Source organism: Planctomycetota bacterium (assembly GCA_018242585.1).
In the GTDB taxonomy this organism is placed as follows: domain Bacteria; phylum Planctomycetota; class Planctomycetia; order Pirellulales; family PNKZ01; genus JAFEBQ01.
This window is the reverse complement of the sequence record JAFEBQ010000019.1, coordinates 116,441-132,632: the sequence shown is the minus strand read 5'-3', so window position 1 is coordinate 132,632 and position 16,192 is coordinate 116,441. Positions and strand designations below refer to the sequence as shown.

Annotated in this window: 9 protein-coding genes; all 9 read right to left on the bottom strand. The window is 65.9% G+C overall.

Features of this window, described 5'->3' with window-relative positions:
* Positions 1–18 precede the first annotated feature (18 nt).
* The gene (locus tag JSS27_10315) at positions 19–1,959 is read right to left on the bottom strand and encodes a PDZ domain-containing protein (protein MBS0209338.1); all 1,941 of its coding nucleotides are present in this window, start codon (positions 1,957–1,959) and stop codon (positions 19–21) included.
* Positions 1,956–2,948 (bottom strand): trypsin-like peptidase domain-containing protein, encoded by a 993-nt coding sequence (locus JSS27_10310; protein MBS0209337.1) that lies wholly within the window; start codon positions 2,946–2,948, stop codon positions 1,956–1,958. The genes JSS27_10315 and JSS27_10310 overlap by 4 nt, the downstream gene beginning before the upstream one ends.
* A 414-nt stretch (positions 2,949–3,362) precedes the next feature.
* Positions 3,363–5,144, bottom strand: a complete 1,782-nt coding sequence (locus tag JSS27_10305; protein ID MBS0209336.1) for a trypsin-like peptidase domain-containing protein — start codon at positions 5,142–5,144, stop codon at positions 3,363–3,365.
* On the bottom strand, positions 5,141–6,313 hold the full coding sequence (locus tag JSS27_10300) for a hypothetical protein (GenBank protein ID MBS0209335.1): 1,173 nt from the start codon (positions 6,311–6,313) through the stop codon (positions 5,141–5,143). The genes JSS27_10305 and JSS27_10300 overlap by 4 nt, the downstream gene beginning before the upstream one ends.
* Positions 6,313–7,347 (bottom strand): hypothetical protein, encoded by a 1,035-nt coding sequence (locus JSS27_10295; GenBank protein MBS0209334.1) that lies wholly within the window; start codon positions 7,345–7,347, stop codon positions 6,313–6,315. Before JSS27_10295 ends, JSS27_10300 begins: the two co-directional genes overlap by 1 nt.
* Positions 7,344–9,065, bottom strand: coding sequence for a hypothetical protein (locus JSS27_10290; GenBank protein MBS0209333.1), 1,722 nt, complete (start codon positions 9,063–9,065; stop codon positions 7,344–7,346). The genes JSS27_10295 and JSS27_10290 overlap by 4 nt, the downstream gene beginning before the upstream one ends.
* Before the next feature lie 78 nt (positions 9,066–9,143).
* The gene (locus JSS27_10285) at positions 9,144–11,363 is read right to left on the bottom strand and encodes a DUF1146 domain-containing protein (GenBank protein MBS0209332.1); all 2,220 of its coding nucleotides are present in this window, start codon (positions 11,361–11,363) and stop codon (positions 9,144–9,146) included.
* 212 nt (positions 11,364–11,575) lie between these two features.
* The gene (locus JSS27_10280) at positions 11,576–14,017 is read right to left on the bottom strand and encodes a hypothetical protein (GenBank protein MBS0209331.1); all 2,442 of its coding nucleotides are present in this window, start codon (positions 14,015–14,017) and stop codon (positions 11,576–11,578) included.
* A complete protein-coding gene (locus JSS27_10275; protein ID MBS0209330.1) occupies positions 14,014–16,188 on the bottom strand; it encodes a BatA domain-containing protein in 2,175 nt (724 codons plus the stop codon). Before JSS27_10275 ends, JSS27_10280 begins: the two co-directional genes overlap by 4 nt.
* Between the last annotated feature and the right edge of the window lie 4 nt (positions 16,189–16,192).

Below are 16,192 nucleotides of genomic sequence, written 5' to 3'. Positions count from 1 at the left end.
GCCTTTGCCCCTAGCGCTCTAAATCCGATCAAGCGAATCGAACCAGCGCAACAACTCGCCCAGTTGCGCGTCGTTCAAGTACGCCGCCTTGGCTTCGAGCGGCCGCGAGACCAGCGGGTACTTCAGCTCGCGCACCCGCTTGATCAGCTTGTCGAGCTGAGTCGAAGCGGGCGAGGCCACGAAGAACCACAATCGATACTCCGGATCGTTGTCGGGCACTTGGCCGAAGATCGGCGATTGAATCACCGCCAGGCCGCGCACCTGCTCGCGCCGCGCGAAGGTCAGCAGCGAACCGATCGCCCCGCCGCTTTGCTGCCCGTGAACCGCCACGCGCAAAGGATCAAGCTGGTAATCGGCCAGTGCCAGATCGAGCGCCCCTTTCAACATGTCCAGGTCTTCGCTGGCCCAACGCTTCTTGCTTTTGGCCATAGGCGCGAGCAGCACGAAGCGATGTTGCTGACAGAGTTCACGCCAGCGGGCCAGCAAGCTGTCGGCGTCGAACCCTTCGTCCCCGTGCAGCCAGACGAGCAGCCCGTACCCGGCGCGATGATCGAAGTCCTCGGGCACGTATAGCAACCCTTCGTTGTCGACCGTGGCCGAGCGCAACGGCAACTGCCCCACGGCGGGCTGCGCGCCTGCGACCGGAGCGGGCAACTCGGGAAGCGCGGGGAGTGATGCCGGCACCGCGTCGGGCTCGGCCGCCAGGGTCAGCTCGACCGACTGTGCCGCGCCGCTGCGGGTGAATTCAATCTTGACCTTGTTCCCTGCCGAGCTGGCCGCGACGATCGCGGCCAGCTCGGCACGCCCCTCGATCGCCTGCTCGCCAAAGCGTAACAACCGATCGCCGGCCATGATGCCCGTCTTGGCGGCTGGGCTTTCCTCGTACACGTACCGAACCGTGACGCCCGGCTCGCTCTCTTCGCCGCGCGCCAACAGCACGCCGACAAACGGCCGCGCGTACGGCAGCAAGTGATCGACCAGCGTCATGTCCCGTTCCAGCGTCTCGCTGCCGCGGCGGATCGTCACATGGACCGTGTCGCCGGCATAGCGCCGGTTCAGCTCGCGCGTGAAGTCGATCTGCCGGTCGATCGGCAACTTGTCGACTCCCACGATGCGATCGTTGGCTTTTAAGCCGGCCTTGGCCGCCGGCGAATTGGGGCGCACCGAGGCCAGCACCGGTGGATCGGCGAACAGATCGCCCTGCTTTTGGGCCACGCCGACCAGCCCCATCTTCAAATCGGTCCCTTGCTGCCAGCGCGGCAACAGCGCCATCACCTGATCGATCGGCACGGCAAAGCCGATGCCGGCGTCGTACCACTGGGTGTCGGTTTCGGCGTTCTGCTTGTCCTGCGACAGCGGCGCGAGGACGCCGATCACGCGCCCCCGCACGTCAACCAGCGGCCCGCCGTAATTGTGCGGCGAAATCTTGGCGTCGGTCTGGATGGCCGTCCCCCAAATGCGATTCAGCCCGCTGACGATGCCGACTGACAGGTTGGCCTCCTGGGCTTCGAGCGCGCGGCCGACAGCCACGGCCCACTGGCCGACGCGCACCTGGGCCATTGGCGCCAAGACCGGTGTCGGCAATCGTTCGTCGACGTGTACCTTCAGCAGCGCCAGCCGGCAACGAAAGTCGCGGGCCACCAGCTTGGCGGGCACCCGCGTTCCGTCGGGCAGCGAGACCAGCACACCGCTGGTTTCGCCCGTGAACTGAAACAGGCTCGTGACGATGTAACCGTCGGGCGTCAGGATCAGTCCCGTCGCGCGCCCGGCGCTGGTCAGTTCCCCCTCGCCACGCTCGAGACCACCCAATGTTTCCACGCCCACGACCGAGGGGGCGACGCCACGCGCGGCCGCGGCGAGCGCGGCTTCTTCGCGCTGGGCCAGCGGCGTCGCCTCGTCGGCGGCCGCGGCAGCCAGGGCCGTCGCGCACACGATCGTAGTGAACCAACTGGCGATCATGGTTGCGCCTCGTCGGCTCCCAGGGTCACGTCGATCAAGTCCTCGCCGCGCATGACGGTGATCTGCACCTTGTCGATCCGGTCAACGAATTCCAGCTCGTTGTGCAGCGACTTGCACGACGGGACCAGCCGGCCGTTGACGAACACCACCAGATCGTCCGCCCGCAGTCCCGCCCGCGCCGCCGGCGAGTTGGCGCGCACCGCGTCCAGATACGGCGGCGTCCGCTGCAACACGTCGGGCACCAACACCAACCCCAGTAGTTCGGCCGAAAGGGCCTGCTTGGGCTTGGCCGCCTGGTCATCGGCCGGGCGTTGGACAAACCGCCCGGCGCGAATCTCGTCGACCGTCTTGGCCATTTCGGCCGCCGGAATGCTGTAGTTGAGCCACGCGCCGGTCTGGGCGCTGCGCAGTTCCTTGCCGAGCATGCCCAGCAACTCGCCACGGCCGTTGGTCAGCGCGCCGCCGGCCGCCCCAGGATTGTTGGTGATCGTGTCGGTCACGTAGATCGGTCCACGGTACGGCGTCTTGAACCCGCCGCGCCGCGCGTCGAGCCGCGATCGCGCCGAGATCACGCCGTGTTGCACGCTGGCCGGCTCGTTGCCGACGGCGATGCCGAACAGATTGCTGAACGCCAGCACTCGCGCGCCGGCGTCGGCTTGCGGCGCTTTGGTCAGATCGAAATGGGGCAAATCCTGAGCGTCAAACTTCAGCACCGCCGCTTCCAGGCGGGGATCGGCCGCCAGCAACTTGGCGTCGAACCGCCGGCCATCGTTCAGCACCACCGTGATGAACTCGGTGTCGAGCACGTAGCTCCAGACCGTCAGCACATGCCCCGTGGCCGAGATCAGCATGCCGCTCTGATACGATTCCAGACCCCGATAGCCCCCCGCGCCGTAAATCTTGACGATCTTGGGCTGGACCTGGGCAATCACCTCGGGCAAGGCCAGCGCCGCCGGCTTGTCGGCAGCCAGCGCAGCGTTCGCGCTCATCGCCAGGATCGCCAACATCAACATCGCGGCAAGCGATGTCTTAACCCTTCTCCCCCGGGGAGAAGGTGGTGAGCGCAGCGAACCGGATGAGGGTCCACGTGGCCTGATGTCACGCATTCCGGTCGGGCGACGTTGACCCTCATCCGGCCATTGGCCACCTTCTCCCGGGGGGAGAAGGGGCGACGCGCGCCGGCTTGCTGGTTCGACACCTCTCCCTTTAAGGGAGAGGTCGCGAACGAAGTGAGCGGGTGAGGGTAAACGCGCTGCAAGCCTGTTGGCTTGGCGCCAAGAGTGCAGCTTCGTTGCGCAAAGCCGTTTGGCTGGCAACGTCTTTACCCTCCCCCCTGCCCCTCCCTGGAAGGGAGGGGTGTTTGTCGCGCGCGCCTCGGAAACCTGAACGAAGGATTTCATCCGTCACTTCCCTCCGCCTGGGGTGAGTTCGTAGCGCGTGACGGTGAATTCGGCGAACACCCGATCGGCGTGGCGAACCTCGATGCGGCGCGGCATGTACCGGCCGTTTTGCAGTTCGTAATCGCCGAACGTCAGCTCGCACGGGTCGGCGTCGGGGTTGGCAAAGAATTCCAGCCGCACCAGCCGCCCATCGCTCGGATCGAACAGGGCTCGCGTCTCGGCGCCGCCGTAACGAACCAGCAGCACATCGGCCAACGGCTCGCGGCCACCAACCGGTTCCTGGCCCACGTAGATCGTATCGCCGAGTTTCTCTGGCCCGGTGACCAGCAGTTGTCGCCAGACGTACAGCGCCGCCAACATGCCGCCGCTGCCGGCCGGTTCTTCGGCCGCGGTCAAGTTGCCGGCGTCGGCCAACCGGACTTGCCCGCCCGGCAGGGTCGCCTGCGCGCCGGTCGCTTCCAAGCGAATCGTCGTGTCATCTTTGGCCACCCAGCGCCCGGTCAGCGTCCACGCTCCCGTCGCCGCGATGAAGTTGCCGCGGGCCACAAAGCTTTGCCAGACGCGCGAGCGATTGTCCAAGTTGTAGAAGTAGTTCGCGTAGCCTCGCTTAGCCTGATAATGTTCGCGGACCACCGGCGGCATCGACTTGCTCGCCTCGCGCCGCGCGGCACGCGACGGGCGCTTGGGCTTGCGCTCGGGTTCGTCCTGCTTGGGCTGAGCATCTTTCGGAGCGGGCTGCGGCCCGTCGGGTTTCGGCTCGGTCTTCTTTTCGTTGCCGGCCCCTTCCAACAGTTGCACCAGCTCCTCGGGATGATGCACGCTAGCCAGCCGGACCACGATGTCGTGCAACTGTCCCTTGCGGCGATAGGTCATCGGCACCGACCAGCCGTTCGGATAAATCCCCAGCACGTTCTTCAGCGCGTTGACGCTGTTGATCTCGCGGCCGCCGAAACGGACGATCTCGTCGCCGTAACGCAGCCCGCGACGATAGACGTCGGAGTCTTCCAGAATGTCCGAAACGATCACGCGTCCCTGCTCGTCGCCGCCGACCCGAGCGCCCAGCGTGGCATGGTCGACGATCCGCCCGCTGCGCAACACGCCGAGAAAGTTCTTGATCTGGTTGATCGAAATGGCGTAACCCACGCCGACGTTCACGCGGCCGCGCTTCTCGAACGAGCCGCGCCCGTTGATGCCCACGACCTCGCCGCGAGCGCTGAACAGCGGGCCACCCGAGTTGCCCGGGTTGATGGCGGCGTCGGTCTGCAAGCAGTCGGCGTATTCCAACAGCGTGCCGGCCGGATGCTGGTAACGATGAATGCCCGAGATGATGCCCCAGGCGATGCTCGGGCCGAAATCGTTGGCCAACATGAAGGGGTTGCCGGCGGTGAACACTTCATCGCCAACGCGAACCTGATCACTGTCGGCCAGCGGAGCAATCGGAAAGTCGTCGCGGCCGAACAACTTGATCAGCGCCACATCGCCGACCGGGTCCAAGCCGACCAGCACCGTGTCATAGAGCTTTCCGTCGTTCAGCCCGCACTTCATCGACACGCCGGCCGCCTCGGTAACGTGAAAATTGGTCAGCGCGTAGCCGTCGGCCGAAATGATCACGCCGCTCCCCCCGTCGCGACCTCCCTGGGCCAGCACGGTGATCGTGGCCCGGCTGGCCCGTTCGATGACGGCCACGCGATCCGCTTCGGCGCGCAACACGCCCGGGTCGACCTCGGCGGCGCGGGTCATACAGGAGCAAAACAGCAACAGAACGATCGCCCCGGGACGGCTCATTTCGTCAACCTCGGCTCGAGGAAATAGACCTGCGGCGTGCGCTCATCGGCCCCCGTCGCCACCAGGCGCACGCGCTGGGCCGAGCCGAGCGTCACCTTGACCGGCACGGTCGAACCGCCGACCAGTTCCCAGCGTCCCAACTGGCGATCGTCCCCCAGCAGCGTCACCTCGGCTCGCGCGCCGGCCGGCGAATTGGGGGCGAGGGCCAGCAACCCTTGCAGCCCGCCCCCTTGCGCCGGCAGCCGAAACACCACCTCGGTGCCGCCGTAGAGGGAGACGCCCTTTTCATATTTCTTGGCGCCGACGAACAACGCGCCGCCTGACAATGACTCGTTCAATCGGGGTCGATGAAATCGCGCGTCGGTCGCGTCGTCGCCGCCGGCCAGTCCGACGAACGACCGGAAGGTCCAGCGTTCGATCGGTTCATCGCTGAGAAAGGCCGAGGCAAAGCGGAACGACACGACCTGGTCGAGTTTCGCCTCCAGTTGCGCGCCCCCCGTGCTTTCCAGTCGCAGTTGCTCGCCGTCGAGCTTCACGGTTGCGACCTGCCAGCGCGAACCATCAACCAGCGCCACCGTACACAACGGCTTGGCCAGCGGCGCCGGATTGGCCGGCACGGCAAAGCCAATGCCGACGACCTTGGCGCGCTTGACCGGGAACTTCTCCCCCTCGTTCTCGAACTGCACCGTCTCGGCGTCGATCGCATGGACCGTGCCGGTCAGGTAGTCGAGGGCCGCGGCTTTCTGCACCACGAGGACATCCCCCTTGGCGCGACCTTGCATCGCTTCGTTCCACTGGGCGAGCAACGATTCTTTGATGGGTGCAAAGCGGACCCAGGCCGCGCCACGGGCGAACATCGTCAGTTGACGGCCGCCGCTCGTGATGAGCGACAGTTTGCCGTCGGCCAGCGTGACCTGCGAGGCCATCGCCAGCGAGCCGCCGGCCAACTCGACCCCCACGGGTTCAGCTTCGGCGGGCTTCACGGCCGGCACGGCTCGAATCTCGGTGACCGTGGCCAGTGGCAGCTTGCGCTCCCCCTCGGCGGTGCGCAACACCACCTCGGTGTTGTTCAAGCTGACAAACTCGCCGCGCACCGGCGCGCTCGCGCCGACCGCCTCGAACTCGGGGGCCGCAACAACTAGGCTCAGCCATAACAGGGCGGCGTGCATTACGGCTTTGCCTCTTCGGCCAGACTGCGGAAGTATTGTTCAATCACGTCGCGATAGTGGGCCGGGAACTCCTTGCCGATCTCCTGCAAGGCCGCTTCGCGTTGCTTGGCCGGCAAGTCGCCCCAGCCCGAGCTGTTGCCCAGACGGCGGTGATCGACCTCGCCGGCTCCTTGCGCCGGAGCCAAGCGCGGCGTCTGCATCGGTGTGCGCGAGCCCCCCGACGAGCCGCCAGCTTGCTGCTGTTGTTGCTGCTGTTGCTGTTGTTCGATTTCTTCAATCAACTTGTCGAGCGACTTGATCACGCCGTCCTCCTCGCGACGAACGCGCTCGCCGCCATGTCCCAAGTCGAGCCGCCGGCGGATGTCGTCCATCCTTCGCGAGATATGATCGAGCGACGCCGCGTCGAGCCCTTCCAGGTCGCGCCGCATCAGCCGGGCCAGCGCCTTGTAACGGAGCGGCACCTCGGCCACGTCGTTCATCAGCCGGTCGATGACCTTCAAGCCCGGATCCTTCTGCAACAGCCGTTGATACGCCACTCCCTGGTAGAACAGCAGCGTGGCCGGATCGATCGACTCGCTCGGGTCCAAGTCCTTGAGCTGCTGGAGCGATTCGTCGTACAGGTTCTGCTGGGCCAGCCAGCGGCCGTAGTACAACTTCAATTGCCGCGACAGGACCGGCGGCAGTTGCGGATCGGCCAGGATCGCCGTCTCGGGCAAGCGCATGCCCGTCCGCGGCTTGGAACATTGCTCGACCAGCGCGGCAATGCGTGGATCGCCCTGCGCCAAGGCCGCCGCCAGCTGATCGAGCCAGGCGTCGCGCGGCACGTGGGCCGCGGCGGGCCAAAGCTGTTCGGCGCGTTGACGAGCGGCCGGGTCAAGATTGTGCGAGCCGAGCCAACCGGCCAGCGCGTGGTGCATCGCCTCCCACGTCGGGCCAGCGACCTTGGGGGCCGCGGCGGCGGGTTCGACGGCGGCCCAGATCGTCACCGGGAAGGCGCCAACGATCACAGCAATGATCAACAGGCAACGGGTCATTTGTTCCCTCCCTGCACGATCTCGCGCGTGGCTTCATAGACCCGCTGCTCGCGCACCGACAGCTCGCGCAACTGCTCGATCAAGTCGGGCTCTTCGGCCTGGCCGACTTCGTCCTTGAGCATTTCGGTGTACCGCTTGGTCCGCTGGTTGATCCGCATCTGCAGCGAGCGAATCACCTTCAGTTCGGACAACTTGTCGACCAGCGGTGGATCAGGCGGGCTGCCAGCGCCGCCGCCGGGTTGCGACCGCCGGCTTTCGGCGTCTTGCTGGGCCTTCTTGACCGAGGCGATCAGCTCTTCGAGCGCGGCAATGATGTCGGCTTCGACTCCCAAGGTCCGCTCGTCGGCCTTGGCTTGCGACAAGCGCGTGACCACCAGGTGAATATCGTCTCGCAGTTGCTCGACCGCTTCGACCATTGCCACGGCCGAGCCTTCTTCGCGCAGCAGGATCAACGTCCGCTCCGCTTCGGCTTCGATTTGCGATTCACGCCGGGCCAACGCGCCGGCTTTGATCTCGCCGTCGCGGCGACGCTCGGCGGCCGGCACGGCGGCCAGCGGCTTGGTCCCCTCGCGGACCTCGATTTGCATCTCGCGCATCTTCTGGAACCGCGATTCCAACTCGGCCAGCACCCGTTCGACTTCTTCCTCACGGGACTGGCGAAGGATTTCCTCGAGTTCGGCTCGAGCCATTTCCAGCTCGCGCACCGCTGCTTGCTGATCTTCCTGCGCGCCGCGCTTTTGCGATTCCTCGATCTTGCGACGGGCCTCGGCCATCTTGCGCTGGGCCGCGGCTACGCGCTGCTGAGCTTTGCTCTGGCCCGAGCCTTGTTGCTGCTTGTCGGCGCCGTCGGCCTGTGGCGACTCGCTGGGCTGGCCGGGCTTGTCACTGGGCTTTTGATCGCCGGAGGGTTTCTTGTCTTCGTTCGGCTTCTTGTCGCCGGGCTTTTTATCATCGCCAGACTTCTTGTCATCGCCCGGTTTCTTGTCGCCGTCCTTCTTGTCACCGTCCTGCTTATCGCGCGGCTTCTCCTGGTCGGGCTTGTCGCTTTTATCGGTTGGCTTGGCGGCCTGGTCTTCGGGGCGGCGCATCTGTCCGGCCAGCCGGCCCGCTTCGTCGGCCAGCTTGCCTTGAGCGTCGGCGACTTGGTTGTTGTCGGCTTCGGTGGCCGCTTCGGTGCGGGCCTGGATTTGCCCTTGCCGCTGGATCAGCTCGCGAATCTTGCGGAGCTGTTCCTTGATCTTTTGTTGTTCGTCCTTGAGCCGGTCGCCGCGCTGCTCGGCCAGCATCATGTCCAACAGCTTGGCCAGATCCTCTTCGAGCGACTGCTGGGCCGTGACCGCGCCGGCCAGCTTGTCATCGCGCAAAGCTTCGATCAGTTGGGACAATTGCACCGAGACGCGGCGCTGCTTGCTCTCGGCCACCACGCGCCGCAGCAAGGCCGCCCGGCGCGGGTCGGCGGCGCTGGTCAGCTCGGCAATCCGCAGCAGCTTCTTCTCGAACTCGTCGTACTGGGCGGCCAGTTGTTGCTGGCGCTGGGTCAGCACCGCGGCCCCCGACGATTCGGAGTTCGGCGGCAAAGCCGCCGGCTTGGTGCTTTGGGCCGCGACGGGAGCCACAACCGAGAGGGCAGCCAGCAGGAAGAACCCGAGCGTTCCGCGACCCGACATCGGTCGGCGCGGCACGGCCTTTACTCGGTTCATCCTGGCGACTAACTGCATGCGTTCCTCGGACTTGGACGCGTGGCCGGGCCGCCAAAGGCCCCCTTGGGGAACAGGCTTGGAACCGGCTACCTAATTCTAATCTTCGATTAGCTGTCGAATCTTCTCAGAACGGCGTTTTTTCGTGTCTTGGTCGATTTCCTGCTGCGTGGCGATGATGGTCCGCAGCATCTCCAAGGCCTGGTTGAAGTCCTCTAATTCCAGCATTTTGTCCCGGATTTTCTGCATTTCGACCAGAATCGCGTCCACCGCCGCCAGGGCCGCCTGCCGAGCCGCTGCTTGCGCCTCGGGCGTGTCGGCCGACGCGTCAAGCGCCGTCAACTGCTGGTTGAACCGCGGGAAACCCTGCCCCACCAGCCGGCGGAGCGGCTCGGCGATATAGTCCCTGAGCCGCTGCAACAACTCGGACGTGTCGACGCGATTGTTGACCAACTCGGCGCCGATGTCGTCGAACGACGTCGCCACGCCCAGGATTTCCTGGGCGCTCTTCTCGCTGTTCTGGCGAGCGCGCGAGACGATCTGTTGCCGTCGTTCGCGACGCTGCTCGGGCGTTTCGGCCGGCGCGTCCTTGGCCGTGGCGGCGGGTTCCATTTGCGCCAACTGATTGCGCGTGTCGATCATCGTGGCCAGGATCGTCTCGTAGCGCAAGCGCAGATTCATCTCGCGCGCTTCGAGCAACGCTCGCAACTGCGGCGGCGTGACCACGTCGAGCAGGTATCGATCGCCACGCCCCACGTTCGGCGTGGGACTGGCCGGCAGGCGGAAGTTGTCCGACGCCTGCAGGCCAACGATCAGCTTCTGACCCGGCTTGAGCTTCAACTGGTCGACCTCGAAGCCTTCGTCGAGTTGCACCTCGGTCTTGGGTGGCCGGAACTGAGCCAGCGGATGCCGCAGCTCGCTCCCTTCGTCGATCTGGTAATTGGCCCAGACGCTCGACACGCCGTGATCGTCGGTCAACTTGCCCCGCATGGGCAGCCGAGCCGAGGGCGTAATCGCCGAGCCGATGCCAACGATGCGGGCCTGAACCTGGGGCGCGACATCGGGGACCGCCGTGATCGACAACCGCAGCGGCTCGCGATTCTCGACCTCGTCGGTATCGTGCAGCGTCACTTGCAGATGCTGGTCAACGTCGACCTCGCCCAGCGGCAACTCGAACCGTCGCGCGGCGTCTCCCGCGACTTTGATGTCGACGCGGTGCGTCACCGGCGGCTGGCCGGCGCGGGCCTGGACGATCTTCGCCCAGCGCAGCGGCTTGTTCGCCTCGGCCAGCAAGGTCAACTCGCTCCCCAGCGGCGCGGGGACCGTGGCCGAGGCCGGCAGCACGCGCTCGGGCTGGTCGCCGAAGTAGCTGGGATACTTGCAGCGCACGACGAGCGCGGCACTGGGGCTTTCGACCACGCGGATGCGCAGGTCGCGCAGGCGTGCGTCGCCGCCGCGGATTTCCAACCGCAGCGGTTCGAGCACGCTCTGAAAGCGGAACTCGAATTCCTGGTAAGGGTCGCGGCCGGCTTGCGCGTTGCCGACACGGACCATCGTCTTTTGCTCGCGGCTGCCGTCGGGGGCCCAATAGCGGACGGTGACGCGGTCGGGAACAACTTTGCTGGTGTCGGCGTTCACGACCAGCCGCAAGTCGTTGCCCCGCGCGACCACCAGCTCGCCATCGCGGAAGCCAACCGGCACCAGTCGCGTGGCCCGTGGCCAAGGCGAGTTGCTCACGGTCAACATCCTCGCCACCGCCAAGCGGAACGTGCCACCGGCGACCAGCGAAAAGCCCAGCATCGTCAGCAGCGCGAACATCGCCGCCACCAGCGCCCGCCGCGGCGGTCGCACATCGAACAGCTTGTCGACCTTGACCCAGTTGGCCCGGTGGACGGCATCGGCCACGGTGGCGTCGAACATCTCGCGCCCGACCCCTTGCCAATCGTGCCGCGCCAACTCGACCGCCGTCAGCAGGCTGTCGTCCAGCGGATATTGCCGCTCGATCAACAGCGCCAGGCTGCGGTCGGAAATGGGCGCAAACACCCGCGACAGCAGGTATCGACTGACCAGGTAGCCCAAAGCCGCCACCGCCGTGACCAGCAAGACGAGCCGCACATCGCGCGGGCTTTCAAACTTCCAATCAACAGCCACCAGCAGCCAGAACAATCCGACCAGCGCCACGATCGACACGGCAATACCGCGCAGCCAGAGCCAACGCCGCAGGTGGCCGCGCACCGAGCCGAGCAGTGCGCGCAGCTCCGGCGCCAGGCCGGCGTGGCGGCTGGAAGCTGCAGCAGGTTTTTGCTCGGTGGTGGTCATCAATGTTTTTATCTGTAGGTCAGGCCTTGGCCTGACATCATTGTGGTTGCGATCGGCGGCCAGACACTAATCTGATTGGTCAGCACAATATCGTCAGGCCAAGGCCTGACCTACAGGTTGTTCACTTAATTATCCCGACTAAGCTTCTAAGACCCTCATCCGGCCTTCGGCCACCTTCTCCCGAGGGAGAAGGGTTGTTGGTTACCGTGTACCTACGCGAGTTTCAGCAGTCGTCTCAACGTCCACTCGATGCACAGCGCGCCGACGATCGCGCCGAGCATCCACTCGTTGTCCCACAATTTGTCCGGCGTGCCGGTCAGCGTCGTCGTGCGACTGGCGTCGCGCAACTGGGCCGCTACCGATTGATCTCCCGAGATCGCGGCATCGAGCCCTTGGTAATACTGTCCGCCAGTTTGCTTGGCCAGTTCTCCCAACAGCGCGTCGTTCCGCTCGACCTGGTCGCGCTCGCGATCCGGGATGGTCACCTGGATCGGCGGCGCGAGAAGCCGTTCGTTCGGGCTGTCGGGCACGGCCACGTGGGCGCGATAGGTTCCTTCGCCCCGGACCACGTACGTTCCCTGGAACGCGCCGGCACGCGAGGCGTCGCGCGCCAGCGTCACATTCTGGACCGCGCCGTCGGGCGTGACGACCGTGGCCGTCACCTGCGGAGCTTCGAGGGGCTGCAATCGCGCGTCGCTCACCGTGGCGTGCAACTCGACCAGGTCACCCGGCCGGCAGCGATCGCGACTGACCAGCAATACGCCGCGCTGGCTGCCGCGCATCAAGCGGCCTTGCGACACGTGGCGGACCAGCTTGGTATAGAACGTCTCGAAGTAACCCTCGCCCACGCTCCGCAACCGCCACATCTCGCCCGAGCCCAGATAGAACACCTGGCCGAAATAGCGGCCGGCCATGTAGACCGGCTGCTGGTCGTTGCTGACCGCGCGTGGATCGGAGAAGCGGGCGTAGACGGTCGCGTCGAGCTTTGGCCCGCGAACCGAGTAATAGCCGTACACGCCGCGGAACTTGCTCCAGTTTTCGGCGCTCAGGGCGGGCGTATCGGCCAGCCAGAGGAACGGCGCTTCGAGCCCGTCGCGCGTGAACTCGACGGGCCAGGGCTGGCGCGAACCAAAGCGGGCGTCTTCGATCACCGCAAACCGGCGATGGAACTCAACCGGGTACAGGTTGCGAATCTTGTCCATCGCGGGTGATGGCACCCAGGCGTCCATGAACACCGGCCCGGCGATCAGGATCATGCCGCCGGCCTGATGCGAAACCCACTGGTCGACCATCTCGACCTGTTCGGCCGAAAGCATTCGCCAATCGGGGTCAAAGGCGATCAAGCAGTCATACGCGAACAACTCTTGCCGCGTGGCGGGAAACTTGTCGAGCACCTCGCGGGCGTCTTGCGAGATGCCCTGGCTGCCGGTCTGCAGCAGCACGTCGACCTCGACGTCCTTGTCGCGCCGCAGCAGGTTGCGGACAAACTGATATTCGCGCCCCGCGCCGCCGGCAAACAGCAGGACGCTTGTCTTGCGATCGACCACGTCGACCGTGGCCGCGCGATGATTGTCGGCCGGGTTCAAATCCTCAGCCGGCGCCTTCACGCGGAAGGTCAACAGATACTTGCCCGCCGCCGAGGGCTTGATGTCGAACCGCACCGGCACCGGCTCGGTCGAGTCGGGCAGCACGACTTGCTCGGTCCCTTCGAGCTTGGGGGCCGTGGGCTCGGGCGCCTTGTCACCCGCGCCGCCGGTTCGCTCGCTCAGTAGTTCGACCGTCACCGTCTGGCCCGCCAGGCCTTGCGATTGCACATAGCCGGTCACGGTATAGCTGTCGGCCGGATAAGCCCGCAACGGCGCCATCAAGTCGCTCACGCGGACCTGCACGGCGGGTTTGCTGCTGCCAAGGCCGACGGTGTAGACCGGCACGTTGGCTTCGCGAGCGGCGGCCACGGCCTGGGCCAACTCGGCGCCGCCGTTCTGCTGCCCGTCGCTAATCACCACCACGCCGGCCAGCGGCTCGCTCCGCTCGGCGCCGATAGTGTCGACAACCGCCTGGCTTAGTCGCGTCTCGCTGCCGCGCGGCGCGAGTTCCTTGGCCCAATCGGTTTTCGGCTTCTTGGCGTTGGGCTCGTCGGCAACGGCGGCGGGGGTCGTCGCGGCACTGGTCGTGGCCGTGACCGGCGCTTCGCGCGGCAAAAGCGCCACGCGCTGGTTGTCCTCGTCAAACCGCCCGACGACCACATCGTGAACTTTGCGCAACTTCGCCAGCCAATCCCCTTGGCCCAAGGCGTCGACCACGGGGCGATAGCGCGGCAACGGCGGCGACACGTCCCGGTCGATGTCCATGCTCAGACTGGTATCGACCAGCAGCACCACGCGCGACGGCTGGACCAGATCGCGCTCGTTGCGCCATTGCGGCTGCAAGTACACGATCAACAGCGCCGTCAGCGCCGCGAAGCGCAAACCGATGAGCAACATCGACCAGAAGCGTCCCAACTCGACCGCATCGCGTCGATAGACGTAGACCACGTACACCAGCAGGGCCACAAACCCGGCGAAGGTGACGACCGTATCGGTGTCGGTCTGGAGCCGGCCCCACTCGAAGGCCCGGTGCGCCAACCCTTCGGCTAGCAATCGCGGAAAGGTCATACGCGCCCTCCCGTTGCCGGCTGGCCGAGGTGATAACTTGCCGCGCGGGCCAGCCCTTGCTCGCCCACCAGCAGCACGATCAGCAGATACAAGCACAGGTCGCTGAAGTTCGTGCCGCGCGACTCGGTCCCGGTTTCGCCGATATCGACGGCGCGACGGAACTCCAGGCGGACATCGGGAAACTGTTCCGCGATCTGCGCCGGTTCGACCAGCCGCAGGTCGCTTTCCCGCGGGTCGGCGTTCAGGGCAAAGCGGCGCACGACTGGCTGGCCCGTTTGCGTGGCCAGGTGCAATTGATAAATGCCCACGTCGTTGGCGTCGGTCAGACTCGCGACGAGGTCATTCCCCTCGGGTTTCAAATCGACGGCGCTCGCGGGACCATCGCCGGGACGGACCCAGCGGCCTTGCGCCTGGTACTTGCCGGCATCGACGCGCAGCGTGATCGGCGCGCCGACCAGTTGTGACGTCGGAGCCTGCGACGAAGCGCTCAGGTACGATTGCAGTTCGAGCATCGTGACCACGAAGCTCAGGTTCCGCGCCCAACTGTTCCACAACGGAGCCGCCGTCGAGGTGAACGCTACCACGCGGCCGCGGCCGAACGACCGCTCGACGACCAGCGGCGAGCCGTTGCGCAGCTTGGCAATCACGCTGGCATTCGTCGCCGGTTGCCAGCCCGTCGGGGCCATGATGAACCGCTCGACCAAGACCGTGGCCAGGTCATTGTTCCGGCGGCGCAACTGCTCGCGAAAGATCGGATGGTCCGTCGGGTCGATATCGGGAGCGTGTTCCAATCGATCGGCCAGCAGCGGCATCTCGGCCGCCAACGGCAGCGGGAACAAGCCGTTGCCGTCACGGTACAACGCGCGATTGTAGAAATCGATCAGCGTGTGCGGCCCGAGGAAGAACGTCACACCGCCGCCGCCGCGGACGAACTCCTCGAGAGCGCGGACGGCCCCCTCGTCGAGTCGCGGCACATCCAACAGGTAAATGGTTGAGAATTTGTCGAGCGCCTGACGGCCGAGGAAGTTGGGCGTTTCGATCGTCACATCGAGCCCGGTTCGTGCCGTGCCGCCGGGGTGGAACAGCGTGGCCAGAAAGCGCGCGTCGAGCGATTGCGACTCGCCCGGGACGATCAGCACCGGCACACTGGCGGCGGTTTCAATCACGCAGGCCCGGTGGTTGTCGACCGCGACGGCGTCGCTGGGCAGGCTGACTTGCACGGTGCGCGAGCCGGGATCGCTGAGCACGATTTGAAACTGGGCCGTCTTCTGCTCGCCGGGGCGGAGCGCGTCGAAGCGGACCACATTCGACGCCACGCCGTCTTGTTCGACTTCGAGCGCCACTTCGCGCTGTAACTGCCGGCCAAAGTTCTGGACCGTGACGTTGACATTCAGCGAAACACCCGCCGCGCGCGTGCCGATGGCCGGCTCGAGCGCCACGACAGCCAAGTTCTCGCGCTGCTGATCGACACATTGCACCAGCTGGAACCGCGTGCCGTCCGCCGACATCTTGGCCAACTGGGTCGCCAACTCGCCTGGCTCGCCCCACGGAGTGGCGCGGAAATCGGAAACGATGTACACGACGCGCTGCGTGCCAGGCTCGACCGGCAAGGCGCGCCCGAGCGCCCCCACGACCGGGCCCGGCTGCAACGCCATATCGGTCGGCCGCCAGGCTTGCATGCGGCCGTGCAACTGGTCGGCCAGTTGATTGTCGATCGTCAGTTCCAACAGATCGAACTGCGGGCTCGACCGCTCGTCGCCGGCGCGCGAATAGCGCAGCAAGCTGACCTTTTGCGAGCCGCCGCGCGCGGCCCATTGGCGGACCAGGCGTTCGACCGTCTGGCGGGCCACGTCAAACGCGTCGCGATCGGCGCCACGGTCGGTCATCGAGAAACTGTCGTCGAGCAGGATCACATGATCGAGCGGTCGATCGGTGAGCCGCCAGTTCCAGGCCCCGCTCCACAACGGCTGGGCGATAACCAACACCGCCAAGGCCACGATGCTCATGCGAGCGAGCAACAGCAGCAGTTCCTTGATCCGCACCCAGCGGCTGTACTTCTTCTGGCTTTGCAGCAGGAATTCCATGGCGGCCCACGGCACGCGGCGCTGCCGGAGCATGTTGATCAGATGGATCAGGACCGGCAGCGCCACCAGCGCCAACGCTCCAACCATCGCG